Raw genomic sequence first — 25,288 nt, 5'->3', positions numbered from 1 at the left:
TTCGGTTCTCCTCGGTCATTGCTCGGACGAAGCTGGTTGTTCCGAACCGGATTCCCATTGCTCCAGGCGCCGGCGCAGTTCGCGGTTCTCGTCCTGCAGGGCATTGCGTGCCGCATGGGAGCTGAGCGCGGGATCGGTCTCCCACCAGTCGATGCCGGCCTTCTTCGCCGTGTCCACGGATGCGACGAAAAGGCGCAGGCGGATCGTGAGCAACTCGATGTCGAGAAGGTCGATCTTGATGTCCCCGGCGATCACGATCCCCTTGTCGAGGACACGTTCGAGGATGTCGGCGAGGTTGGTGTTCTGGGGCCCCGCGACCGGGTACGACGCATCCTGCCTGAAGTCGAGGTCAGTCACCGCGAGCCCTTCGTGATCGCTGCTTCGCGGGGGCTGCCCGCCTTCTGGGACGGCCCTCGTCCTCGTCCTCTTCCTCGTCGGCCTCTTCTTCGTCGGCCTCGTCCTCGTCGCCTTCGTCGTCCTCTTCTTCCTCGTCTTCTTCGTCGGCCTCGTCCTCGTCGCCTTCGTCGTCCTCTTCTTCCTCGTCTTCTTCTTCGTCCTCGTCGTCCTCGTCGTCCGTCAGTTGATCGTCTTCCTCGCCATCGCCGTCCTCCTCATCCCACTCGTCCTCGCCCTCGTACTCGTCCTCGTCCTCGTCGCCCTCGGTATCCGTGTCTTCCTCGTTCTCCGCTTCTTCCTCTTCCATCGCCTCTTCGTGGGTCACGACGACTTCACCGTCACGAATCTCACCACGCCACCCCTCCGGTTCCTCCTCGGTGAGGGTGACGTAGCGCTGGAAGTGCTTGAAGTCGAGTCGCACCCGGCGTCCTTGGGCTCGCCAGAGATTGCCCGTCTTCTCGAAGAACCCGGACGGGTAGTACTCCATGACGAGGACGATGCGCGTGAGGGACGGTGTCAGTTCGTGGAAACTCACGGCGCCCCGGGTAGTGCCCTTGGCGCCCTCGGACGTCCAGACGATGCGCTCGTCAGGCACCTGCTCCTGGACGGTCGCTTTGAAGCTGCGCGAGGACGGTCCGACCTTGACCTTCCAGTCGCTCGACATCTCCTCATCCATCGAGACGTCCCGCACGCCCTTCGCGAAACTGCTGAACTGGTCGTACTGGGTCCAGTGGTCGTAGGCAGTACGGAGCGGAACACCCACATCGAGCACCTCGATGATGTTCATCAGCTTGCCGCCACTTGCCTTCCGCTTGCCCTTACCACCCCCGCCACCGCCGAAGGCTTCCTTGGCCTTGTCCACGACGTTGTCCTTGACGCCCTTGGCCTTCTCCGAAACGAATGCCTTCACCGGCGATTCGCCCTGGAGGACGCGGGACCCGATGGCAGGCAACGAGCCGCCGTTCTCGGCGACATCGGTCAGCTGGCCGGTCACGTCGGTCAGCTTCTCTCCCGCCTTCTCCGCGAGCTTCTCCATCTGTGCGCTGAGGAAGTTGGACAGTTCCCCACGGAGTCTGTCCAGGCCGCCCATGCCGGACTCTTCCGCCTCAGACTCTGAATTTTCCGTCCTGGCCATGATCCGCTACCTCCGACGACTGGTGCGCTTGGATGCGGCCCGCTTCTTTGACGACGAGCCACCCGCTGCCGTCTTCTTGGCGGCCGTCTTCTTCGCAGGTGACGTCTTCTTCGCTGCGGTCTTCTTTGCCGGGCCCGTCTTCTTGGCGGCCGTCTTCTTCGGCGGGGCGGACTTCTTGGCCGCTGTCTTCTTCGCAGGTGACGTCTTCTTGGCTGCGGTCTTCTTCGCCGGGGCGGACTTCTTGGCCGCTGTCTTCTTCGCCGGAGCGGACTTCTTCGACGCGGACTTCTTCGCCGGGGCGGACTTCTTGGCCGCCGCCTTCTTCGCCGGAGCGGCCCTCTTCGACGCGGACTTCCTCGCCCGGGAGTCCTTGCCGTCCGCAGAGTCCTCGGCCGTCTTCGGCTGAGCCCGCTTGGAAGCACGCCTGCGCGGCTGCCGCTTCTCCGGCTCCTCCTCGGGCTCTTCCTCTTCTTCCTCGTCTTCCGGCTGCTCGTCCTCGTACTCCTCCTCAGGCAGTTCCTCGTCCTCGTACCCCTCCTCGTCTTCCGGCTCGTCCTCGTACTCCTCGTACTCCTCGTCGTACTCGGCGCCTTCCTCGTCCGGCGCCTCCTCGTACTCGTCCTCGTAGGCGTCCTCGTCCTCCTCCTCATCGCGTGGGGGTTCGATGAGACGGGCCGTACGGTCGCTGATCGCATCAGCCAGTGAGGTCATGCTGCGGTTGGCGGCGGCGGTCATGGCCTTGCGGCCGGCATCGAGGACTTCGCCGCGGAGCTGGTCCTGAAGTTCGGCGACCTGGGGAACCTCGCTCAGACGCCGCATTCCCTCCGCGGCGAGCTGGCGGGGCTCCAGGCCGAAGCGCCGACCGGCCAGGTAGGTGACGACCGTGAGAGCCAGCCGCCCCTTCTTCGTCCTGCCCAGCACATAGCCACCCACCACCGCGGCCGCGAGAGTCACTTTCGTCTGGTCTTCCATGCGCACATCACCTTCGATCGATCTGTTCCGGGCCGACCCGTACGGCGTGCAGCCGGTCAAGCAACCGCTCTTCTTCCCGTTCGAACTCCTCCAGGCTGATGTCTCCTGCCTCAAGTTCCTGGTTCAGCAAGGCCAGTTGCGTGCGGAGTACCCCCGGGTCGTGCAGTTCGCGCTCGGCAGCGTCGTTGAGCTTCTCCGCCACCCAGACCACGCCACGGACCGGCGCGATGGGGAGCGTGAGCAATCCTGCGATCAGACCCATGTCACTCTCCGCCCACAGGTACGGGACGGGCCGCCTCGGACGAGACGAAGCTGTAGCAGGGCAGCGGGCCCGCAAGGCGCAGCTCCACATGGTCCCGATGGGCCTCCGCGAGGCGACGTGCCCTCGCGAGGAAGCTGTCGGCGTCGCCGTGGTCGACGAGGAAGGACATGTTGAGTGCGCATCCCGGGACCTCGGGTCCCGCGGCCACGGCTCCGGCTCCGGGCGTCAGCTCTCGCAGAATCCGCTGTCCTGCCGCGGCTGCCCTGCGGCTGAGAGCGGCTGCGATGGCTTCGCCCAGCCGGAGGCTGGCCTCGTAGCCGGGGTTCCGCCGAGCGGCCTCGCGCAGCCGCCGTACGCTCGCCTCCTCCGCCACCAGAGCCGGCAGCGCGTCCTGCGCCGGAAGTGCCTTGACGTTGATCTCGATGCGGCCCGCAAGCTGGTCGAGGGTGGCGACATGCTGGGATTCGGCCGCGGCCAACTGTGTCAGGACGGTCGCCTCGTCCGGTGCGACCGTGCCGAAGCGCATGGGCAGGACCGGCCCTTCCTCCGCCAGCCGCATCAGAAGGTCCTGGTGCGCCAGCAGGTCGCGGCGCCGTGCGCGAAGCTGGGGCGGGGCGTCGCTGACCACCGCGTCGAGGCGGCCCTGCGTGATCCTGCGAACGAGGGCGGGAGGTGATCCCACGCCGCGGGACCCGCTCGGTACCACCGTCCCTGCCCGCAGGACCGCGTATACGTACACGCCCTCAGCCACCACGGTCAGGCCTCCACGCGTCGTCGTCGGCTCGTGCCACTGCGGGCAGGGGCCCGTCGCTTCCTCGGCCGCTCGTCTTCTTCCTCGTCCGCGTCCTCTTCGTGCTTACCGCCGCCCACCGCCTTCTTCACGGTGTCGCCCACCGACTCGGCGGCATTGCGGACCTTGCGCTTTCCGACGGACTTGGCCACACCGCCACCGAGCAGTTCGGGGATGGTGGTACTGCCGGAGTCACGCTCCAGATCGAGCCGGTTGCACGCCTCGGCGAACCGCAGGTAGGTGTCCACACTCGCGACGACGATGCGCGCGTCTATCTTCAGAATCTCGATTCCGACCAGTGAGACGCGGATGAACACATCGATGACCATGCCGCGGTCGAGAATGAGTTCCAGTACGTCGTACAACGTGCCGGCGCGGGGCGGGCAGGCCACTACTTCGTCGGAGTACGTGGTGGCGGTCATGGAACGTCCTTCCAGCAGGGGAGCGGAATCGGGTCACTCGTCGGCTGCACCGCGTCGGTAGCGCCGGACCCTGCGGTATTCCAGGAGTTCACCGGCCCGATCGAGCTGCACCTCGTACGAGGCGAGGAGGCTTGTGGTGTCGGGAATCCGTGGCACTTCCAGAACGTCCACCACCACACACCAGCCGTCGTCGGAACGCCGGACAGCGGACACACCATCTGCGGGGTGACCGATCAGCCCCTCCAGGCTCTGGCAGGCAGCTCTGGCTGCATGCTCCGGGCCCCGCGCAGATCCTGCGCGGTGGGCGGTCGCCGTCTTGGAACTTCCGGCGTGTGTGCGACGCTGTTCTGCCATAAGGCCAGTCTGGCCATTCCCGTCGGCTACGCATCTCGGGCGATGCCATCAGGGGTCGTGACCGTGGGGGTCCGGCCGATTGTGGTGTGACAGTCGAATTCGACTCGGTCCGCGACTCATTGCCGTGCGGCAGGCGGCCCGCCGGCGGGTCCCGGCCCTGAGTTGCCGCGGTTGCGGTATCGCGTGGCCACGGAGCCCACCGGCGTCGGACCGCGCTCGCCCTGCCCCTGCTCATACTCCTGCGCGCGGGAGGGTGCGGGTGGCCCGTGCGCGCCACAGTGTGTACGTCGGGGAAGGTGCTGAGGAATCGGCTGTCTCGCTGCCCAGGAGAAGGCCATCGATCGGCCGGCCTTGTGTGCGAGCCGAAGAAGGCCGCCCCACAGCCGCATTCATGCGGGCCATGGAGCGGCCGACACAGCCGACGCAGGGCACACGACTCCCGCCCACTCGGTTCAGCGGTGGCGGCGTCGTTGCGTGCAACCTGCACGCACTGGTCACCCCTCCCAGGGGGTAGCGGGCTGGTTCATGCCCCCGCGAAGACGTGCCGTGGGGCGCCGCGCAGCCGGAACCAGAAGCGCGCCTTGAGCCGAGAGCGGTCGTCGAGCACGGAGTACGGGACAGGTGTACCCCCGGCGTCCCGGACGGCCTGCTGGAGATAGTCGCGCAGTTGCCACACGTCGACCGGGCCGGATGCGGGGTCGACATCGAGGGTCTGCCGCAGTCGCTCGGGCGTGAAGGCCAAGTCGGCGGCGACATCGTGGGGCGCGAGCCCGGTCAGTGCGAGGTTCTCGGCGAACTCCTCGCCCGTGCGGAGCCGTTCGGCAGCGTTCAGTGTCAAGGATGACCTCCGTGTGCGGTGGTGCGGGTGACCGGGACTATGCGACCTCGATGTCGCCGGAGCGCGTGGGGACGGCGTCGAGTGCGGTGAGAGTGGCCTCATCGAGGGTGATCGCACCTGCGTCGGTGTTCGCCCGCAGGTGCTCCGCGTCGGCGGTGCCGGGGATGAGGAGTGTGTTCGGGGTGTGCTGGAGCAGCCAGGCCAGGCCGATCTGGGCGGGGGCGACACCCAGCGCCAGCGCGGCTGCGGCGACGGCGGGCTCCTCGGTGACCTTCGGCAGGCCCGCGTAGGCGCCGCCGAGCGGGAAGTACGGGACCCAGGCGATGTCCTCGGCGAGGCAGAACCGCAGTATGTCCTCGTCGTCGCGCGACACCAGGCTGTAGGCGTTCTGCACACAGGCGATGCCCACGGGGAGGGCTCGGCGCAGTACGTCGAGGGACACGCTGCTGAGACCGATGGCGCCGATCTTTCCCTCGTCGCGCAGGTCGGCCATGACGGCGAGCTGGTCGTCGAGGTCGACGATCTGGTCGCCTTCGGGTCGCAGGCCGGGGCCGTGGTCGGCGCGGCGCAGGTTGACCAGGGGGACCTGGTCGAGTCCGAGGCTCCTGAGGTTGTCCTCCACTCCGGCCCGCAGCTGTTCGGGCCGCTGGGCGAGGCGCAGCGGGATGGGACCGCTCGGAGCGGGTTCGGCGCCCACCTTGCTGACGACCAGGACGTCGTCCTCGGGACGGAGCGCCGCGGCGATCACCTCGTTGACGAAGCCGTTGCCGTAGAACTGCGCGGTGTCGACGTGATCGATGCCGAGTGCGACGGCGCGGCGCAGCAGGGCGATCGCGGCCTCGCGATCCAGCCGCTGCAGTTGCATGGCGCCGTAGCCGACGCGGGAGACGGTGCGGCCCGCGAGCACGCCGGGCCCGCCGGACCGTGCCGCTCCGGTGGCGGTGAGCTGGGGAGATCGAGCGGTGGACGTCATGGCGGTCTCGCTCTCATGAGACGATGGAGGTAAACGGAGAGACTCCGTTACTCACGACCGTAACACTAAACGGAGGGCCTCCACTTTGACCGCGTCAGACTCGCCTGTCCCCGACGGACCCGCGCAAGCGACCGGGCGCCCGGCCCGCGCAGATGCCCGGCGCAATCGCGAGCGACTGCTCGAAGTAGCCCGTGACGCCTTCACCGCGACCGACGGCAAAGCCCCCCTCGATGCCATCGCCCGCGAGGCCGGCGTCGGGATCGGCACGCTCTATCGCCACTTCCCCACCCGCGAAGCGCTCGTCGAGGCCATCTACGCCGCCGAACTCGACGCCGTCGTCACCAGCGCCCCCGCCCTGCTCTCCGCACTGCCGCCCGAGGCGGCGCTGCGTGCGTGGATGGACCGCTACGCGGCGTTCTTCGCGGCCAAACGCGGCATCTCCGACACCCTCCGCGCCGGCTGGGCCTCGGGTGCCATCGCGACACCCGCCACCCGGGAACGGCTCACCGCCGCAATCGCGGAGATCCTCGACGCCGGGGCCCAGGCCGGCTCACTGCGGGCGGACGTCGAGCCGGACGAGGTCACGATGATGCTCCTCGGAGTGTTCCTCTCCACGACGGCCAGCAACAGCCCGGAGCTGACGGGACGGCTGCTGGACCTCGTGGTCGATGCCCTGCGGCCGGCAGCGGAAGGCCGGCCGCGGGCCTGACGCCCGCCTCGGCCATCTCCTTCGGGGGCCGCCTGACCTTGGCCGAAGCCGCATCACGGTCGGAGCAGGTGCGGCGCGGACACCTACGAGCCCCTCGGCGACCCGATCGATTTCCCGGTGCGCACAGCATTCGCCGGTCGATCACAACCAGCACACATCACATAAATACTCATACTTGGGATGTAGAAGGCCCCAATGCTTGTGAGGCTGGCATGGACTCCCGCATCGGTGAGGACGATGACGGCTACGACGCTCTGGCGACCGTCGTGGCCGCCCTGATCGACGACCACGGCACTGTCAGGCAGTGGTCCCGGGCGGCCGCGGAACTGCTGGGCAGGTCCGCCGACGAGGTGTGTGGCCTGCACGTGTCCGAGCTGTTCGCCTCGACGCGTACGGATGGTGCTCCTTCGGTGGGGCCCTCCTCCCCCACCGCCGGCATGTTCCTGCGTCACGCACACGGGGACGCCGTGAACGTGCGCTGCCGCCTCCTGCCACTGGAGCAATCCGCGCACCAGCTGCTGCTGGCCGTGCCGGCGGACCGTGCGGAGGAATCCGACCAGGCCACCGCACTGCTGCGCGCCCTGCTCGCCCAGGATCAGATCGGTGTCATCGTCCGAGACGCCGATCTCGCGGTCGTGAGGACCAGCTCCACTCCGCCCGGCCTGTCGGCCCCACCCCTGGGGAGCACGCTCGCGGACGTCATGGAACCGTCCCACGCCGCCACCATCGAGGCGGAGCTGCGCACCGTCCTGACAACGGGCGTGCCGCTGGTCGACCACACACTCCGCGGACGGTCCCGGTCCGCACCTGTCCATGAGTACTCGTACTCGGTGACCGCGGTGCGCACCACAGATCGCCACGGCCGGCCCACAGGCGTCATCGCGCTGGTCACGGATGCCACTGCCCAGTGGCTCGCCGGCCGTCGACTGCAACTGCGCCACCATGCCTCGACCCGCATCGGCCGATCCCTGGACGTCCGGCGCACCGCCCAGGACATTGGCGAGGTACTCGTGCCCGACTTCGCGGACCTGGTGTCGGTCGACCTGGCCGACAAGGTTCTGGCGGGCGACGAGCCACCCCGCACGTTCGGCGGTGGCGATCTTCATCTACGCCGCATGGCGGTGCGAGCCACCGACGGCTGGCCCCGGGGGCTGCTGCCACTCGAGGCCAGGTTTCCCCGGCTGCCGGACCGGCCCCCCGTCCGCGACCTCCAGGAAGGACGCACGGTCCTCTTCGACCGGGACTCGATCTCGCGAGCGGTAGGCGACAGCCGTTTGAGCCCCTTGCTCATCCCGGACAACGGGCATTCCTTGGCCATGGCCCCGCTGTTCGCCCGTGGCCTGGTGCTCGGACTCGTCAGCGCTTGGCGCACCCAGGGCGACGAGCCCTTCGACCAGGAGGACGCCGACATGTTGGCGGCGATCGCCGCGCATGCGGCGCTCAGTGTCGACAACGCACGTCGGTACACGCGGGAGCACCGTGCTGCCGTAGCCCTGCAACAGCGCCTGCTGCCGGCCGCCACGACGCTCACCCCGGCGGTGGAGGCCGTGGGGAAGTACGTGCCGGCCGCCGACGGCGCGGAGATCGGAGGGGATTGGTTCGACGTGATCCCGCTGCCCTCCCTGAGAGTCGCCCTGGTCGTCGGGGACGTGATCGGGCACGGGCTGCATGCCGCGGCCACCATGGGGCGTCTGCGTACTGCCGTCCAGACACTGGCCGACCTCGAACTCCCCCCGGACGAACTGCTCGGTCGGCTGGACGAGTTGGTCGCACGTCTCGCTGCTGAGGCCGACCCGGCCGAGCGCGACACCGTAGGTGCGACGTGCTTGGTCGCGCTCTACGATCCGGTCACGCAACTGTGCACGGTGGCCAGCGCAGGGCACCTCCCACCCATCGCGGCCGGACCGGACGGCACCGCCCGCCCCCTCCCTGTCCGGCCCGGCCCGCCTCTGGGCGTGGGCGGCCTGCCGTTCGAGGCGACCACCGCCCACCTCGCTCCGGGCGACTGGCTGGCGCTCTACAGCGACGGGCTGATCGGCCAGCCGGCCGACGGCATCGACGCCGGCGTGAACCGGCTCGCCGGCCGCATCGCCGACCTGCATCGTGCGCAGTGCTCCCTGCGGAGAGCCGGCGAGGTACTGACCGCCGGGCAAGCCGACCGTCCCGCGGCCGACGACACGGCCCTGCTGCTCGCCCTGGCCCGCCCGCTGCGGCACGACGCCATCGCCGAGTGGGAGTTTCCGGCCGATCCGGCCGCCGTCGCCGACGCCAGGGCGGCGGTCGCCCGCAAGATCGGCGAGTGGGGGCTGACGGATCTCGACTTCGCCGTCGAGCTGATCGTCAGCGAACTGATCACCAACGCCGTCCGGTACGCGGGGGGCCCGATCGGCCTTCGGCTCATTCACGACAAGGTCCTCGTCTGCGAGGTCAGCGATCCCAGCAACACGCAGCCCAGACTGCGCCAGGCCTCCTCAAGTGACGAGGGCGGTCGCGGGCTGTTCCTCGTCGCCCAGGTGAGCAGCCGCTGGGGCAGCAGGTACAGGCAGTCGGGCAAGACCATCTGGGCGGAACTGGCGTTGCCCGACTGAACATGGCAGGGGTGGCGGGACGAGCGCCGGACGCCCCCGGAATCCCTGACCGCACTGCCCACCACCGCAGCGTTGACGTCGGCCGAAACACGGCTGCGACCTGCCCTGAGGGGAACCGTCGGCACACCGCCGATGACCCGGGCCCCGTACCAGGACCTGCAAGAGCGAGCCCCGACCGGGACGGGGTCTGCGAACCCGTCCGAGCGGGTGCTCTGACCTCGATCGTCCGTCACCGGGTGGGCTGGAGGGACGGCGGCAGGGCGCTTCGGCGTCGCGCTCTGCCGCCGTCACCGGCCCATGGGAGCGGCCGGTCCCGTCACCGTCGCCCTCCGCGCCGGTGACGGTGTCGAGCGGGTCACTCAGCCAGGGAGGACCCATTTCTGGTTGGCGCCGGTGCCGCAGGTCCACAGGTGCAGCCTGGTGCGGTCGGCAGAGGAGACGCCCTCCGCGTCCAGGCACTTGCCCGACTGCGGATTACGCAAGGTCCCATCGGCCCCCGGGGCCCACTTCTGCGCCCCGGAACCATTGCACCCGTAGAGCTGCACCTTGGTGCCGTCCGCCGAACCACCACCACTCACGTCCATGCACTTGCCGAGCGCGCGCAGAGTGCTGTCCGTCCCGACCGTCCACTTCTGCGCGGCCGTCTGATTGCACGTATACAGCTGGATCTGCGTCCCGTCGGCCACCGCACCCGCCGCCACATCGACACACTTGCCACCGACACCCGTGATCGCACCCTCCCGAGGACCGGTCGCGCCGCCGAGTTCCTTGATCCGGACGTTGCGGAAGGACACGTCGTCCCCGTCCCCGTGGTTCTGCAGGCCGATATGGCCCTGCCGGAGGCTGCGGACGGGATCGGTGTTGGTGAAGTCGTTGATCCGGCGGCCGTTGAGGAAGACCTGGAGGCGCTCGCCCTCGACCCGGATCTCGTACGTGTTCCACTCCCCCGGTGGGTTCAGAGCCGCGTCACGGGCCGCCAGGTCGGCGGACTTGAAGCCGTAGACGGAACCGGTGGTGCGGTCGGGGGTGTCGGTGGCGTCGATCTGGATCTCGTAGCCGTTGTTGACCGCCGACCAGGGGTCGTCGGAGGCGGGGAAGCCCACGAAGACACCGGAGTTGTCGTCGTCGGTCTGCCGCCAGTCGAGTTTCAGGGAGTACGAGGTGTACTCCCTGGCCTGGTACCAGAGGAGGCCGAGGCCGCCGCGGGAGGTCAGGGTGGCGTCGGATTCGGCGAACGAGCCCGGACCGGCCTGTTTCCAGCCGGTGGTGCCCGAGTTCCCGTACAGCGTGGTGTAGCCGGTCTCCGGACGGCAGTCGGCCTCGGTCCGCTCGGCCGCCCAGCGGATGCCGCCCAGCAGATGGCGGCGGAAGGCGGCGTCGTTGTACGACTCCTCGGTGTGGCCGCCGCCGGTGTAGAAGGCGCGCCCGCCGGCGTAGTCCTTGCACCACGCGATGGGGTGGTCGCCGCTCATGCTGCCGCCGCTGTAGCTGGACTCGTCGAGCGAGGCCAGCACATGGGCTGACGTGCGGGGATTGGTGCGGTAGTTGTACCACTCGTCCGTCCGCTGCCAGGTCGGACCGAGGTGAGCGGTGGCGTCGTGGGCGCGGTCCTCCACTTTGACCTTCGCCGACTGGATGGCCGGGTGGGACTGGAACAGGGCGCCGGCCAGTCCCGCGTACCAGCTCCAGTCGTATTCGGTGTCGGCCGCCGCGTGCACGCCGACGTAGCCGCCGCCGGCCGCCATGTATCCCTCGAAGGCGGTCTGCTGGGTGGGGTCGAGGACGTCGCCTGTGGTGGAGAGGAAGACGACGGCCTCGTATCCGGCGAGGTTCGACGGAGTGAAGGCGGCGGGGTCCTCGGTCGCGGTGACGGTGAAGTTGTTGGCCGCGCCCAGCTCGCGCAGGGCGGTGATGCCTTCGTCGATGGAGGAGTGGCGGAAACCGACGGTTCTGGAGAAGACCAGCACGTCGTACGCGGGGTCAGTCGCTGCCGCCTTCGCGGGGGCGGATAACGGGCGGTCGAGGGCGGCCGGCTCCGGCGCTGCGGTCGCGACCGCAGCGGGCAGGGCAGCGATGCCGAGGAGGCCCGATGCGGCCCAGCAGGCGAGGCGTCCGAGAGGCCGGACCGTTCGTCGGCTCATGGCAGGATCCACTTCTGGTTGGCGCCGGTGCCGCAGGTCCACAGGTGCAGCCTGGTGCGGTCGGCAGAGGAGACGCCCTCCGCGTCGAGGCACTTGCCCGACTGCGGATTACGCAAGGTCCCATCAGCTCCCGGGGTCCACTTCTGCGCCCCGGAACCATTGCACCCGTAGAGCTGCACCTTGGTACCGTCCGCCGAACCACCACCACTCACGTCCATGCACTTACCGAGCGCCCGCAAGGTGCTGTCCGTCCCGACCGTCCACTTCTGCGCGGCCGTCTGATTGCACGTATACAGCTGGATCTGCGTCCCGTCCGCCACCGCACCCGCCGCCACATCGACACACTTGCCACCGATACCCGTGATCGCACCCTCCCGAGGACCGGAGGCGCCGGAGGTCGTGACGGTGAATTCGTCCACGTCGAAGAGGGATCCGGTGCCGCCCTTGAACACGAGATGGAGGGTGGTGGTGCCGGCCGGGCGGTTGGTCAGGTTCGTGGAGACGTCCTGGAAAGTCTCCCAGCTTCCCGTGACGGGGACGGCCACGGAACCGAGCAGGGTGCCGGTGGGCGACCCGGCTCGCACCTCGAGCGTGCCGCCGGCGCCGGCGGAGGAGACGCGGGCGGTCAGCTTGGTGGCGTTGTCGAGGGCGTAGGGCTTGAAGGAGATCCAGTCACCGTTCTCGATGTTGCCCACGGTCTTGCCGCCGTGGGCCGCGTCATGACTGACGACCGACACTCCGGCGGAGGCCCCGTAGTGCTCGGCCTGGCGGTGGCTGGGCTGGCTGATGTGCTCGTCGTGCGTGGTCAGGGCGGGCTGTCCGTTCGCGCCCTTGTCGGTGTACTCGGCGTCCCAGACTCCGAAGATGTTGGCATTGGGGTCGTGCTCGCCGTCGGCGATGGTCTGTACGGTGCCGGAGCAGCCGGTGGCCGAGGTCTGCGGGTGGCCGTGGCTGTCGTGGCCGATGATGAAGGTCACCTTGACCTTCGAGCAGTCGATGGTGCCGTCCTCCGGGTCGGTGACGGTCACCTTGAACGGCACCGCGGCGCCCGGGTCGACGATCTTGCCGTCGACGGGCAGTTCCAGCTTCACCGAGGGCGCGGTGTTGCCCACGGTCACGGTGACGGAGGCGGTCGCCGTCCGGCCGGTACCGTCGGACACGGTGAGCTCGGCGGTGTACTGCCCGTTCGCCGTGTAGGTGTGCGCCGGACTGGCCGCCGTCGAGGTGCCTCCGTCACCGAACTTCCAGGCGTAGGACAGCGGATCGCCGTCGGGGTCGGACGTTCCCGCGGAGGAGAACTGCACGGCGAGCGGTGACTTGCCCGAGGTGTGGTCGGCCGAGGCCTGGGCGAGCGGGGACCTCCCGCCGCTGACGTTCTCGATGCGGTAGACCGCGCTGTTCTCGTCCCCGTTGAAGTAGCCGGTGCCGTAGTCGAGCACGTACAGCGCACCGTCGGGGCCGAAGGCCATGTCCATGACCTGGGTGCCCTGCCAGGGGAAGGCGTTGATGGACTGCACGGTTCCGTCGCCGGCCTGCTCGATGCGCTTGATCCACTTGCGGCCGAACTCGCCTGCGAAGAAGTCCCCGTCGAAGCTCTCGGGGAACTTGACCTCCGAGGTCGAGGCCGCGTCGTAGTGGTAGACCGGTCCGCCCATGGGCGACTCGGAGCCGCTGCCGAACTCCGGGACCGAGCCGCCGTCGTACGGGATCCAGGCGGGCTGGACCGGGGGGAGGTCGGTCAGGCCGGTGTTGTTCGGCGAGGTGTTCTTCGGCGCCGAACAGGAGAACGCGGCGCCGGACGTCGAGGTGGCGAAGTTGTAGTCGACGTACGCGTTGTTCTTGCCGGTGCAGTAGGGCCAGCCGAAGTTGCCCGCCTTGGTGATCCGGTTGAACTCGACCTGTCCGGCGGGCCCGCGGGTGGAGCTCGATGTGCCCGCGTCGGGGCCGTAGTCACCGAGGTAGACCGTGCCGGTGGGCTTGTCGACGGTCATCCGGAAGGGGTTGCGGAAGCCCATGGCGTAGATCTCGGGCCGGGTCTTCGCGGTGCCGGGGGCGAAGAGGTTGCCCGCCGGTACGGAGTAGCTTCCGTCGGCGTTGACCTTGATCCGGAGGACCTTGCCACGCAGATCGTTGGTGTTGCCGGCCGAACGCTGGGCGTCGTACGCGGGGTTGCGGGTCGGCCGCTCGTCGATCGGGGTATAGCCGTCGGAGGCGAAAGGATTGCTGTCGTCCCCGGTGGAGAGGTACAGGTTGCCCTGGGCATCGAAATCGATATCGCCGCCGACATGGCAGCACAGACCCCGGCTCGCGGGGACGTCCAGGACCTTCTTCTCGCTGGCGGTGTCCAGAGTGCCGTCGGTCCTGAGGACGAACCGGGACAGCCGGTTGACGCCGTCGAAGGGGGCGAAGTCGGCGGCCGAACCGTCCGCGGGGGCGTCCCCGGAGGGGGTGGTGAGCTTCGGGGCGTAGTAGAGGTAGACGAAGCGGTTCGTGGTGAAGGCGGGGTCGACACCGACACCCTGGAGGCCCTCCTCGTCGTGCGAGTAGACGTCCAGCTTGCCGGAGACCTTGGTGGTGCCGGCTGCGTCGGTGAGGCGCAGCGTGCCGTCCCGCGAGGTGTGCAGGACGGACCGGTTCGGAAGAACGGCGAGCGTCATCGGCTCACCGGTCTCGGCCACCCCTTTGGCGAGGGTGACCTGCTGGAACTCAGGTGCCGCCGGGGCCGCTTCGGCCCGGCTCTGGTGAACGGTGAGGGCGCCCGCGGCAGCCAGCAGGGTGCTGGCCAGCGCCGCGAGGGGCCGGGTGAGTCTCCTGTGCACGCGCGTCCTCCGTAAGTCAACGGGGCTGGGGGGTCTCGCACAGGCGCGCGCCGTCGCGCCGGGGACACGGACACCCTGGGAGGGGGTCGGGCGAACGCGTCCTTGTTATCCGGTACAGAGCAGGAAGGTAATGGCTTTTCCATCAACCAGAAACCCCTTTGACGCTTCAGGCTCGAACTTTTATCTGCGGGGGGACAAAGTGCCACCACCCGAACGCCCCATCCTCAACTCCCTTACCAGGGGGTGATGTTGTTCCGGGCGCCCTACGTTCACGCGCGAACGCGAGCAGCTGCGAGCGAGTTCAGCAGCGTGAGTCAGTCCGACGGGCGGCGCCACGGAGCGGCTTCAGCACGGAAGGCACGAAGGCGCCGGCGCCCTGCACCCGGAGCCCGGAAATCCTCGATTATCCGTCAACACCACATGCCACAGCACCGATCGAGCCGACCCGTGACTGTGGGACCTCGCATCGCCCGGAGGAGCGCGTCACGACCCACCCCTCCCGGCACGCCGGCCACCAGTTCGCAGGGAACAGTCAGCGGCTGCGTCGCGTCAGCACCTTCGTCCTCAACGAGGCGGGAAAAGTACAAGTTGGCCTCGTCCCCACGACGAACATCGTCTCGCCGTACCGCTCCAGCTTGGCGCGCTGACGGCCTGGTTCCGGCACATCGGTGGCGTGGTCGCCGACCTGTCGGAGCGGGGTGCCGTCGAGGATGTTGACGGCGTTTACGAGCGGTGGTTCGACGAGCACGGGTGCGAAGCGCTCCTCGCGCGGCCGGACTTCTACGTGTTCGCGGCCGGCGCGCACACGGGCATCCCGGGATTCGTCTCCCAGCTGCGCCGAACACTTCAGCCCGCTGTGGGGCGGCACGCTCCCGCCCCCCGTCGTGAGGCCGGGGACCAGTGAGCTCGCCACCACCCACATGAATCCGTGACCGGTGGCGGGGCTGCGACGGGCATCGCCCCTCACGGCGACCGCAGCGCGGCCGAGGAAGAACCGGGGCATGACACCAGCGGTCACCGGGGCTCACGGAGCGCCGAATGAGCGGACGGCGCGGACGGCCGTGCAGCGCCCGACCCGGCACAACGGCCGGACGGCGGCGCGACAGGGCCTGATCAACCGACGAAGAAGGGCATGACGACATGGCGGGGACGCGACATTCACACCGGAGCAACGGGCTTCCCGAGGCACACCTGCCACGACCGGGTGGGTCGTTCGACGCGACCGCGGTCACGTTCGCCGCGATGGGCCTGTTCGACGGCCTGAGCGCCGAGCAGCGAGCGAAGGCACTGCTGCCCTCCGCGGATCCGGGCCGCACACACTGGAACTTCCTTCCCGAGTCCGGCCGCCACGGCCTCGCTCCCGGGGAACTCGACCGTCACCAGGAAGTACTGGCGCACCGGCTCATCGCCGAGTCGATGTCGATTCCGGCGTACGCACCCGTGGTCCAGGTGATGGCCAATGAGCATGTACTGCGCGAGCTCAACCTGCCCGTGTTCGGTCATATCGCCGCGACGCTCCGCGATGCCCGCGGCTACTTCCTCACCTTCTTCGGCCAGCCGCAGCCGGACACCACCTGGGGCTGGCGCCTGGTCGTGCACCACCTGTCTGTCAACGTCACCGTCGTGGACGGCGACCTGGTCAATGCCACCCCGTTCCTGCTCGGCGCGGAACCGGCCCGCCTCGGGCCGGTTCCGGGTCCTCGGAGAGGAGGAGGACGCCGGCTTCGCCCTGCTGGACGGTCTCACCCACGTACAGCGGGAAGAGGCGATCATCCACTCCAAGCCTCCGGCGGACTTCGTCACCCGAACCGTGGAAACCATCGGCGAAGTCGAGTACCCGGACTACCACGGGGTCGGCCGTCACGACGCGATGATCACCGACGTCGACCGCAAGGCTCTCGCCTACTTCCGCGCACACCCTCGCGGTGTGCGCGTGGGCGACCTCTCGACAGTCCAACGCACCCACTTCGACGTCCTGCTCGCCCTGTTCGTCGAGCGTGCCCGCCCGGGCCTGGTCGGCTTCGAGATGGATCGCATCACTGCAGCCGGCGGCGTCGAGGAGATGCGATTCGCCTGGGCCGGCGGCACATCCATCGACCAGCCGCACTACTTCCGTGTGCAGGGGCCGGTGACCCTCGTCGAATTCGACAACGCCGAGGACAACGGCAACCACGTACACGGCGTCTGGCGCGACCCCTCCAACGATTTCGGCGCGGACCTCCTCATGCAGCACCACCTCGCACACGACCACACGGGCTCTCCCGAGGACAGCGTCGACCAGTAGACCCGGGGCTCGGCGGCAACCGGTCAGGAACTCGCACCGCTTCCGGCCACGAGATGGTCGGCAACAGACGGCTCCCAGGTCGCGTGCGCGCGTCTGAGGAGCGGAAAGGGAAAATGATGAGAATAGTCGGCATCAAGCGACTCCACGGCAGCTGCGGTGTGGAGGTCGCCACATTGATCGAGGAGCAGAAGCAGGTCTCCGTCATCGCCCCGCTCGCAGATTTCTGGGCCGATCCGACGGGCCATCTCTCACGGCCTCCCGCCGGGCGCACCCTTGCCCTCGCCGATGTCGAACTGGTTCCGCCGGTACTCCCCGGCGCCCGCGTCTTCTGTATCGGTCTCAACTACGCGGAGCATGCCGCGGAGGGGAGTTTCCGGGACCAGGACCTTCCCCCGTATCCCACACTCTTCGCGCGATGGACCCAGTCCCTGAGCGTGGACGGGGCCGAGGTCCCCGTACCGTCCAACGAGGAGGGACTCGACTGGGAGGGCGAAGTCGTCGCCTGGGTCGGAACACCTCTCGTCGACGCCACCCCCGAGGCGGCCGCACAAGCGGTCATCGGATACTCCACGTTCAACGATCTGACTGCCCGTAAGGCCCAGAAGCTGACCACTCAGTGGTCGTTGGGGAAGAACGGAGACCGTTCCGGACCGATCGGCCCGATGGTGCCGGCCGCGGAGGTCGGCGATCTGAGGGACGGACGGAGGCTGAGGACGCGGGTCAACGGCGGAACAGTTCAGGACGCCAACACCAGTCAGATGATCTACGGAGTCGGAGAGACGCTGTCGCTGATCTCGCACACGCTGTCCCTCCGCCCTGGCGATCTACTGGCGACCGGCACACCGTCGGAAGTCGGCTACGCGCGTACGCCTCCTCAGTTGCTGCAGCCGGGGGACACGGTCGAGGTCGAGGGCTTGGGCGTCCTGCGCAATATCGTGGTCGGCAACCACTGCCGGTCGGTCGGCACGGCCGTTTGACGCTGCCACGCTTCTGAGGAGTTCTTCCGCCTCGGCCCGGCGCCGGACCACGGCCTCGGACAATCCAGCAACGCCATGGGGGTGGCGAACCGAATCCCCTTAGCGGCCGTGAACCCGGCGATCGAGGCTACGGGCCGCTCACGGCCCACATCACAACGCGCCGGCGGACCGCGTGACCGGTGGAGAGCGAGCTCAGGTACGCGACGATGCGTACCGCTGGAGCAGGCGGGCCAGGTAGTCCTCCGGACTGGTGTGGGCCTCGTCCTGGGCGCCGTGGCGGTGCAGACTGAGGTCGCCATCAGGGTGCAGCGCCACCGTGGTCGTCGCCCGCCGTGCCGGGCCGTGGGACGGGTCGTGTCCGGGCTGCGGCAGGTGCAGGACGGGGACGGCGGCGGGGAACATGGCCAGCGCCTCGGCCGCGGTGGCGGCGGGTGGGCGGCCGGTGCGGTTGGCACTGCTCACGTACAACACCGGGTGATCGTCCAGAAGCGGGACGAGAGGCTGCCACCGGGCGCCGAAGAGCAGCATCCAGCCGTCCTTGCAGGCGGGCGCGAGCCACGCCGGCAGATGGGCGGCCCCGCGCAGCGGCAAGAGCACAGTGAGGTACTCCTCCACCAGGAGCCTGCGGGCCAGGGAATCTCCCGCAGCGCCGAGTTGTGCGCAGGTGGTGACGGTGCGGAGAGTCTCGGCGTGGTGGGCCCACAGGGCGACCGGCTGAGCGGACGGCCGTGCCTTGGCCTCGTTCACAGCGCGCGGCTCGGTGGCGGCGACGACGTGGGTCAGCGGCGCCGGGTTCGGCAGCACCACGGCCCTGCCCTCGCGCAGAGCACGGCGAGCGTCGTCCATCCCTGCGGGCGTCCGTGGCGCTGCGGCGTCCATGCTCATGCTGCTCCTCCGGCAGAGTGGTGGGTGAGGCCGTCGAGGTAGCCGGCGAAGGCCGAGTCCTCGATGGCGGCCCGGCCGGTCCGATAGGCCCTCCGTTTCACCCAGGCCATCGCCGCACGGGTCTGCTCGCGGTCCAGGGTGTGGCCGAGGCGGGTGGCGACCGAGGTGACGACCCTGGCGCTGGCCAGATGAGTCAGGACCACGCGAGGGGTGATACCCAGCACCTCCTCGGGGTCGTAGGGCTGGAAGAGCTCCGGGTGGACGAACGGTGTGCCGGTGGAGATCGAGCCCACCCCGGTCCCCACGATCGGCGCGGTGACACTCAGCGGGACGCCGGTCTCGGCGGCCACCATCTGCGCGATGACCGGCAGCCGCGTCAGATCCGGTGGCGTCCACCACGGTACGGCGTCCGCTCCCAGCAGTTCACCGGCATGCCGGGCGAGCAGGAACAGCAACTGCTCGGTGGCGACCATCCCGGCCCGCTCGGCGATGCCCAGCCAGGAGGAGGACATCACACGCACCCCGGCGCCCAGTGCCTGCAGGGTGTTGGCCAGCCCCAGCCCGAGATCGTTGTGCAGATGGGAGGCCAGCACCACCTCACCGCCGACTTCCGCGCGTACCCGGCGGAACATCTCCCCGCAGGCGGCCGGAAGCTGAGCGCCGACCGTGTCCGCCAGGACCACCAGCCCCGCCCCAGCGCCGGTCATGGCCTGCGCGTAGTGGGCCATCAGCGCGTGATCGGCACGGGAAGCGTCCGCCAGGCACACATCCACCGCCACGTCTTCGTCCAGGTCCCGGGCCTCCTTCACCAGATCGACCCCGGCCTGCAGAGCCTCGGGGGCGCTGCGGTGGACCATCACCTGCGCCATCGCCTCCGAGGCGGGCACGACCCTACGTGTCGGCGGTGGCGGACGCCGTGTTGTGCGGGGCGGGCTCGGACGGGTACGTCTTCGCGCTGACGCGGTCTGGCACGGTTGATCGACGAGGGAGCCTCCCGTCCTGATTCAACCGGACCGCTGAGTGGCGTGCAACGTGCCCCACAGTGCCGCATTACAGCCGGAAACCCACAGGGGGCTGGTCAGTATGGCCGCCGACGGGATGCTGGAGGCTCCCGAGGAGATAGCCTCGGGCGGGCCGTTTCCTAGCTGGTTCGCCAGGGGAACGGCCCGCGCCAACAGAACCGTCAAGGATCAGCGGATGGTCAGGGCTCGCTGTGCCGTCAGGTCACGGGACGAGCGTGCGGTGGCGAAGGTGTACGCGCCCGGCACGAGGACCCAGTTACCCGACTTCCATACGGTCAGGTCCTGTGCCGGGATCGTAAGGGTCAGTCGCTGTGAACCGGCCGCGTCCAGCGTGACTTTGCGGAAGACGACCAGCCGGCGTGGCTCCGCCGCTGCCGCACCGGGCAGCGTGGCGTAGACCTGCACTACTTCGGTTCCCTTGCGCCCGCCCGTGTTGGTCACGTTGACGGAGAGAGTGACGTTCCTGGTTGCCTGGTCGTAGGCCGCTTCCAGTGAGCCATGGGCGAAGGAGGTGTAGGACAGGCCGTGTCCGAAGGGGAATCGGGGCTGCTGTCCCACGGCGTCGTAGTAGCGGTAGCCAACGGCGATGCCCTCGTCGTAGGTGACGGCGCCGTTCTTCCCGGGGTAGGTCGCGGGCGTATTCCCAGGCCCCTGGGTGGCGTCAGCGGGGAAGGTCACGGGGAGACGGCCGGAGGGATCGCTGTCACCGAAGAGGACTGCGGCAAGGGCGGTGCCCATGCCGCGGCCTCCGTACCACGTCTGGATCACGGCTTCCACGTCGTTGAGCCATGGGGTGGCGACGGGGCCGTCCGTATTCAGGACGACGATCGTGCGCGGGTTGGCGGCAGCCACGGCGGTGATGAGCTGGTTCTGGTCCCCCGGCAGGTCGAGTCGCTGGTGGTCCATGGCTTCGCCCGCAACCCGATTGACGAAGACCACGGCGGCGTCGGCCGCCCCTGCGGCCTTGACCGCGGCGGGGATGAATGACTCGGGCTGCCAGCCCAGAGTCAGACCGCAGGTGCCGGTCTCGGCGGTGGCGTTGGTGTAGGTCAGTTCGACACTCACCGCGCGGCCGGCGGTCAGCTGTGCGGTCCCCTGGAGCGGGTAGTCGAACGGTCCGAGGAAGAACCTGCGCATCTGCCGGGTGCCGGAGACGACTGTGCCGCCGTTGATCTTCAGTGTGGTCGTGCCGGCGGGCAGCAGGGAGAAGCGATGCAGGCCGGTGGTGGTCGGCACGAGCGTGCCGGTCCACTTCGCCGACCAGACGGCGGGCAGATCCGAAGCGGGTGCAGTGGTGAAGTCGACGGTCGCGTCGGTGGTCGTCACGATCGGGGTCCCGGTGCCCTCCGCGCCCGCGAAGTACTTGGCCGTCAGACCGGCGTTGCCCTTGCCGTCGCGCAGCACGCTCGACGGGACCACAGCCAGAGGCAGGTCTCCCGTGGTCCCTTGGGAGTGAGTGACCTTGACGGAGGTTCCTGCTCGGCTGCGAACGGCCTGCAGAGGTGTGGTCCAGGCGCCGGGGTCGACGTAGGTGGATCCGGCGACACCGGCGAACACGTCGGTATCGGCCGGCCCGATGACGGCCAGCGACTTCACCGAGGCAGGCAACGGCAGAGCAGAGGAGCGATTGGCGAGCAGGACCGTTGAGGCGATCGCGGCCTCGTGAGCCAGATCCCGGTGTTCCTGTGTGCTGACGTTGTCGGCGGGAGCGGGGACAGGGGCGTCGAAGAGTCCGTTCGCGAACATCGTCACGAGGATGCGGCGCGCGGCGTCGTCGAGCCGCGCGCCCGGGATCGCTCCTCCCGTGAGTGCGCCCGGTGGAATCTTCACTGCGCCGGGGCCGAGTCCGGCAAGGTCCATGCCTGCGCGGGCGGCTGCGACCTGGTCATCACCGGCCCAGAAGTCCGGCACGGTGTAGCCCTGGAGTCCGAGACCCCTCTTCAGGTCGTCGAAGAGGGTGGGGTTCTGCGTCGCGAAGGTGCCGTTGATCTTCGGATAGGCCATCATCACGGACGTGGTCGGCGCGGCGGCGACCACCCGGCGGAAGGGCGCCTCGTATATCTCGTGCAGAGCACGGTCCGAGACCTTGGCGTCGATGAAGAAGCGGTCGGTCTCCTGGGTGTAGGCGGCGAAGTGCTTGACGGTGGCAGCCACCTGCTGACTCTGCATGCCGACCGTGACAGCCGCTCCCAGGTTTCCCGCGAGCAGCGGGTCCTCCCCCATGCCCTCGGACTGGCGGCCGAAGTGCCAGGTTCGCGTCAGGTCGACGGTGGGGCCGAGCATGTTGTTGTACCCCTTCCCCCTGCCTTCCGCGCCGATGGCCCGGCCGATGCGGCCCGCCAGGTCCTCGTCGAAGGTCGCCGCTTGGGCGACGGGAACGGGGAAGGCCGTCACCCCCTTCTCGCCGCGGAGGCCGGCGGACGCGTCGACCATGGTCAGGGCGGGGATCCCCAGGTGGGCGACGGCCGCGAAGTCGCAGCGTACGAGTGCTTCCTTCTCCGTCGCCGTCATCGTGGCCAGCAGAGTGTCGGCGCGGTTCTGCGGGGCGGCGCCGGACGCGGCGGCTGCCTGTGCGGTCATGACCGGAGCCATACTCACGGCCAACGCGGTGAGAGTGGCGGCAGAGAGGAATGTACGTCGGTTCACAGCGGCTCTCCGGATACGTTCTGGCGGCTGCGTGACACGCCACCGCAGGGGGAATGGGGCCGACCGGGAGGTCAGGTTCCTGGCCGACCCCAGCAGACGGGTAGCGCAATTACTCTTGCGTGGAACATTTGCGGATTCCACCGGGATAAACGTGCCGCATCCCACGACAGCGAGCCCCGATGCTCATCTATATCGACGCACGAAGCGGTCTAACCAACACGCGGAAAGCTATTGCCTGTTCACGCCCAGGTCAACCCTCCGGCAACGCCTCTTCAATTAAGCCGCTGACCAGCAAAGAATACCTCAATCCATCTGAAATGGATGTGAAATTTTCAATCGGCGACCCGACAGGATCACCTCCCCATCATTCTGCTGGATCCCATCCATTCACGAGAGAAATAGGGATTACGGGACAGCCCTTAGATAACGTCGTACGGCCCGACACAGGAGGTTCCTGCACCGGGCCGTACGACGCCATATCCCTCATCAATTCAGATGACGGCCCCAAGGAGATCGGTGGTCTCGAGGACGTGTTCGCCCGCATGCAGGGTGATCGGCGGGCAGCCGGGCAGCTCGGCGATGGCACGGCAGCCCTCGGGGACGGTGCAGCGGGCCGTGAGGCCGGTGGCTGTCACCTCCCAGGACAAGGACGCGGTCCCGTAAGGGGTTTCGTGCCGGGTGCGAGCCCATGTGAGGCCTCCGCCGGGCTGTGGCCGGAACGCGATTTCCCGGTAGCCCGGGGCGGTGACCGTGATGCCGCCGACGACCCGGTGCAGCCAGTCGGCCACGGCGCCCAGGGCGTAGTGGTTGAAGGAGGTCATGCCGCCCGGATTGAGGCTGCCGTCGGGCCGCAGGCTGTCCCAGCGTTCCCAGATGGTGGTCGCGCCCTGGGCCACGGTGTAGAGCCATGAGGGGCAGTCGGTCTGGAGTAGCAGGCGGTAGGCGACGTCGAGGTGGCCGGTGTCGGTGAGTGCGTCGCAGATCAGTGGGGTCCCGACGAAGCCGGTGGCGATCCGGGCGTCGTCCGCGAGGACGAGTTCGGCGAGCCGGTCGCCCGCGTGCTGCCGCTGCCGGGGGGTGAGCAGGCCGAAGGCGATTCCCAGCGCGTATGCGGTGGGACTGTCGCTGGTCATGCGACCGGACGGCAGGACGTATTGGCGGCGGAAGGCGGCGGCGACCTCGTCGGCCAGGCCTGCGTACCGCTCGGCGTCCGCTTCCTCTCCCAGCGCGGTCGCGGAGAGTGCGAGGTGGCGGGCGGAGTGGGCGAAGTATGCGGTGGCGACGAGATAGCGGTCGGTGGTGCCGGCGGCCGGGTCCTCCGGTGGGGCGGCGGGGTCGAGCCAGTCCCCCAGCTGGAAGCCGGTGTTCCACAGACGGCTCGGCCCTGCCAGCCGCTCCATGAGGTCGACCCATGACTGAGCCATGGAGTAGTGACGGCGAAGGAGATCGACGTCGCCGAAGCGCTGGTGGAGCGTCCAGGGGGTGAGCGTGGCGGCATCCCCCCAGGCGGCTCCGGGCTGGATCGGTGTCCACATCGGCTCGCCCGGTATGACGGGCACGTACCAGGGAATGGTGCCGTCGGGCAGCTGTTCCAGTCCGACGTCGGTGAGCCAGGAGTCGAGCATGCCCACGCAGTCGTAGAGGTAACTCGCGGTGGGGGCGAAGACCTGGATGTCGCCGGTCCAGCCCAGGCGTTCGTCGCGCTGGGGGCAGTCGGTGGGGATGTCGACGAAGTTGCCGCGCATGCTCCAGACGACGTTCTCGTGCAGCCGGTTGACCCGTTCGTCGCTGCACTCGAACCAGCCGGTGCGCCGCATGTCCGTGTGGTACACCCGGGCGGTCACCGTGCCGGGGCTCAGGTCCGCTTCCCAGCCGCTGACTTCGGCATAGCGGAATCCATGGAGTGTGAAGCGGGGTTCCCAGGTGAGAGGGCCACGGCCGGAGAGGATCAGGGTGTCGGTGGCGTACGCCTCACGCAGCGGCCGCGTGGCCAGTTCGCCCTCCTGAAGGACCTCGGCGTGCCGGAGGGTGACGGTGGTGCCGGCCGGACCGTCCAGGGTGATGCTGAGGCGGCCGACCAGGTTCTGGCCGAAGTCCAGGAGGTGGCGGCCGTCGCCGGTGCGAGTGATGGAGACCGGGGCGACTACCTCGGTGCAGCGCACCGGGGGCCCCATAGGGGCGACGAGACTGCCGGGGTCCCGGATGCCGGTCCGTGCGGGCGTCCATACGTCGGAGGCGGTGGGAGACGGTGTGCACCAGTCCGGGTCGTGCAGCCGGGCGTCGAACGTCTCGCCCTCGTAGAGGCCGCTGGTCAGGATCGGGCCCGGGGCCGCGCTCCAGGTGCCGTCCGTGGCGACGACGACGGTGGTGCCGTCGTCGTACGTCACCTCCAACTGGGCGATGAGGGCCTGGTCGGTGCCGTAGATGTTGCGGGTGCCGCCGTCGAAACCGTACTTGCCCCGGTACCAGCCGTCGCCGAGCCATGCTCCGATGGTGTTGGCGCCCCCGGTGAGGTGGCCGGTGACGTCGTAGGTGCGGTAGCGCAGGCGGTGCGGGTAGACCGTCCAGCCCGGCGCCAGGACTTCGTCGCCCACGCGCCGGCCGTTGATCTCAGCCTCGTACAGGCCGTGCGCCGAGACGTACAGGCGGGCACGGATCAGGGGTCGGTCGAGCGAGAAGTTCTTCCGGACCCGGGCCGGACGGCGCTCGGCCTCCGGGTCCTCCTCCCATCCGGCGCCCACGGGGACCGCCTGCCAGTCGGCCGGTTCGAGGAGCCCGGCTTCCACGGCACGCGGTTCGCTCCACTCCGAGGGCTCCAGGGCGTCCGGGGTCCAGACGCGGACCCGGACGGTCGCGCGCTCCCGCGAGGCCAGCGGCTCACCGGGCCAGGGCGTCAGTACCTGGCCGGTTTCGTCGACGCGTCCCGTGCGATGGACGGCACCGGAGCGGTCGATTTCCAGTTCGTACGCCCACTGTTGGCCCGCTCCCGGCGGCAGTGTCCAGGTGAGGCGGGGGGCGGCGACTCCGACCCCGAGTCCGTCCGGGAGGTGCTCGAAGGACACCGGTGAAGGCTGA

General features: G+C 69.0%; 19 protein-coding genes and 1 pseudogene. 4 read left to right on the top strand and 16 right to left on the bottom strand.

All coding sequences use genetic code 11. The features are described from left to right. Positions 1–15: 15 nt before the first annotated feature. The 9 genes from ACGFZA_RS20830 to ACGFZA_RS20790 all read right to left on the bottom strand — a co-directional run bounded on the left by ACGFZA_RS20830 (position 16) and on the right by ACGFZA_RS20790 (position 6,142). Positions 16–357 (bottom strand): gas vesicle protein, encoded by a 342-nt coding sequence (locus ACGFZA_RS20830; RefSeq protein ID WP_393680927.1) that lies wholly within the window; start codon positions 355–357, stop codon positions 16–18. After that, the gene (locus ACGFZA_RS20825; protein ID WP_393680925.1) at positions 350–1,531 is read right to left on the bottom strand and encodes an SRPBCC family protein; all 1,182 of its coding nucleotides are present in this window, start codon (positions 1,529–1,531) and stop codon (positions 350–352) included. Before ACGFZA_RS20825 ends, ACGFZA_RS20830 begins: the two co-directional genes overlap by 8 nt. Before the next feature lie 6 nt (positions 1,532–1,537). Then, positions 1,538–2,503: a histone protein gene (locus tag ACGFZA_RS20820; RefSeq protein ID WP_393680923.1), complete on the bottom strand. Its 966-nt coding sequence runs from the start codon at positions 2,501–2,503 to the stop codon at positions 1,538–1,540. Between the two features lie 7 nt (positions 2,504–2,510). Next, positions 2,511–2,765: a gas vesicle protein GvpG gene (locus ACGFZA_RS20815; RefSeq protein ID WP_393680921.1), complete on the bottom strand. Its 255-nt coding sequence runs from the start codon at positions 2,763–2,765 to the stop codon at positions 2,511–2,513. A 1-nt stretch (position 2,766) separates the two neighbouring features. Beyond that, entirely contained in the window at positions 2,767–3,519 is a 753-nt protein-coding gene (locus ACGFZA_RS20810) for a GvpL/GvpF family gas vesicle protein (protein WP_393680919.1), read from the bottom strand. 2 nt (positions 3,520–3,521) lie between these two features. Continuing rightward, entirely contained in the window at positions 3,522–3,977 is a 456-nt protein-coding gene (gvpJ, locus tag ACGFZA_RS20805; RefSeq protein ID WP_385274211.1) for a gas vesicle protein GvpJ, read from the bottom strand. A gap of 33 nt (positions 3,978–4,010) precedes the next feature. Beyond that, positions 4,011–4,331: a gas vesicle protein gene (locus ACGFZA_RS20800; protein WP_393680916.1), complete on the bottom strand. Its 321-nt coding sequence runs from the start codon at positions 4,329–4,331 to the stop codon at positions 4,011–4,013. A gap of 523 nt (positions 4,332–4,854) precedes the next feature. Continuing rightward, positions 4,855–5,169 carry a DUF2316 family protein gene (locus ACGFZA_RS20795; protein WP_393680914.1) on the bottom strand — a complete coding sequence of 105 codons (315 nt, stop codon included), beginning with the start codon at positions 5,167–5,169 and terminating at the stop codon, positions 4,855–4,857. Between the two features lie 37 nt (positions 5,170–5,206). Continuing rightward, positions 5,207–6,142 carry an aldo/keto reductase gene (locus tag ACGFZA_RS20790; protein ID WP_393680912.1) on the bottom strand — a complete coding sequence of 312 codons (936 nt, stop codon included), beginning with the start codon at positions 6,140–6,142 and terminating at the stop codon, positions 5,207–5,209. An 85-nt stretch (positions 6,143–6,227) separates the two neighbouring features. Between ACGFZA_RS20790 and ACGFZA_RS20785 the strand changes: the two genes are divergently transcribed. Next, on the top strand, positions 6,228–6,851 hold the full coding sequence (locus ACGFZA_RS20785) for a TetR/AcrR family transcriptional regulator (RefSeq protein ID WP_385274199.1): 624 nt from the start codon (positions 6,228–6,230) through the stop codon (positions 6,849–6,851). A gap of 212 nt (positions 6,852–7,063) precedes the next feature. Next, positions 7,064–9,439, top strand: a complete 2,376-nt coding sequence (locus tag ACGFZA_RS20780; protein ID WP_393680909.1) for a SpoIIE family protein phosphatase — start codon at positions 7,064–7,066, stop codon at positions 9,437–9,439. A 359-nt stretch (positions 9,440–9,798) separates the two neighbouring features. Here ACGFZA_RS20780 and ACGFZA_RS20775 read toward each other — a convergent pair whose 3' ends face one another. The 3 genes from ACGFZA_RS20775 to ACGFZA_RS20765 form a co-directional block, all read right to left on the bottom strand. Then, a complete protein-coding gene (locus ACGFZA_RS20775) occupies positions 9,799–11,580 on the bottom strand; it encodes a ThuA domain-containing protein (RefSeq protein WP_393680907.1) in 1,782 nt (593 codons plus the stop codon). Further along, a complete protein-coding gene (locus tag ACGFZA_RS20770; RefSeq protein WP_393680905.1) occupies positions 11,577–14,399 on the bottom strand; it encodes a PQQ-dependent sugar dehydrogenase in 2,823 nt (940 codons plus the stop codon). Before ACGFZA_RS20770 ends, ACGFZA_RS20775 begins: the two co-directional genes overlap by 4 nt. 532 nt (positions 14,400–14,931) lie before the next feature. Then, positions 14,932–15,402: a hypothetical protein gene (locus ACGFZA_RS20765; protein WP_393680903.1), complete on the bottom strand. Its 471-nt coding sequence runs from the start codon at positions 15,400–15,402 to the stop codon at positions 14,932–14,934. A gap of 137 nt (positions 15,403–15,539) precedes the next feature. On the opposite strand from ACGFZA_RS20765, the pseudogene ACGFZA_RS20760 reads away from it, so the two are divergent. Together ACGFZA_RS20760 and ACGFZA_RS20755 are read left to right on the top strand one after the other, a co-directional pair. Continuing rightward, positions 15,540–16,683: pseudogene (locus ACGFZA_RS20760) on the top strand (DUF3500 domain-containing protein). Positions 16,684–16,796: 113 nt separating this feature from the next. Continuing rightward, positions 16,797–17,660 carry a fumarylacetoacetate hydrolase family protein gene (locus ACGFZA_RS20755; RefSeq protein WP_393680901.1) on the top strand — a complete coding sequence of 288 codons (864 nt, stop codon included), beginning with the start codon at positions 16,797–16,799 and terminating at the stop codon, positions 17,658–17,660. 192 nt (positions 17,661–17,852) lie between these two features. On the opposite strand, the gene ACGFZA_RS20750 is transcribed toward ACGFZA_RS20755, so the two are convergent. The 4 genes from ACGFZA_RS20750 to ACGFZA_RS20735 form a co-directional block, all read right to left on the bottom strand. Then, positions 17,853–18,545, bottom strand: a complete 693-nt coding sequence (locus ACGFZA_RS20750; RefSeq protein ID WP_393680899.1) for a Sua5/YciO/YrdC/YwlC family protein — start codon at positions 18,543–18,545, stop codon at positions 17,853–17,855. Continuing rightward, complete coding sequence (locus tag ACGFZA_RS20745) at positions 18,542–19,432, bottom strand: hypothetical protein (RefSeq protein WP_393680897.1); 891 nt, start codon at positions 19,430–19,432, stop codon at positions 18,542–18,544. Before ACGFZA_RS20745 ends, ACGFZA_RS20750 begins: the two co-directional genes overlap by 4 nt. Positions 19,433–19,735: 303 nt before the next feature. Beyond that, positions 19,736–22,147, bottom strand: coding sequence for a glycoside hydrolase family 3 protein (locus tag ACGFZA_RS20740; protein ID WP_393680895.1), 2,412 nt, complete (start codon positions 22,145–22,147; stop codon positions 19,736–19,738). Between the two features lie 557 nt (positions 22,148–22,704). Continuing rightward, entirely contained in the window at positions 22,705–25,275 is a 2,571-nt protein-coding gene (locus ACGFZA_RS20735; RefSeq protein ID WP_393680893.1) for a family 78 glycoside hydrolase catalytic domain, read from the bottom strand. Between the last annotated feature and the right edge of the window lie 13 nt (positions 25,276–25,288).

Source organism: Streptomyces sp. NPDC048211 (genome assembly GCF_043202315.1).
Classification (GTDB): domain Bacteria; phylum Actinomycetota; class Actinomycetes; order Streptomycetales; family Streptomycetaceae; genus Streptomyces.
This window is presented reverse-complemented; position numbering and strand designations above follow the sequence as displayed.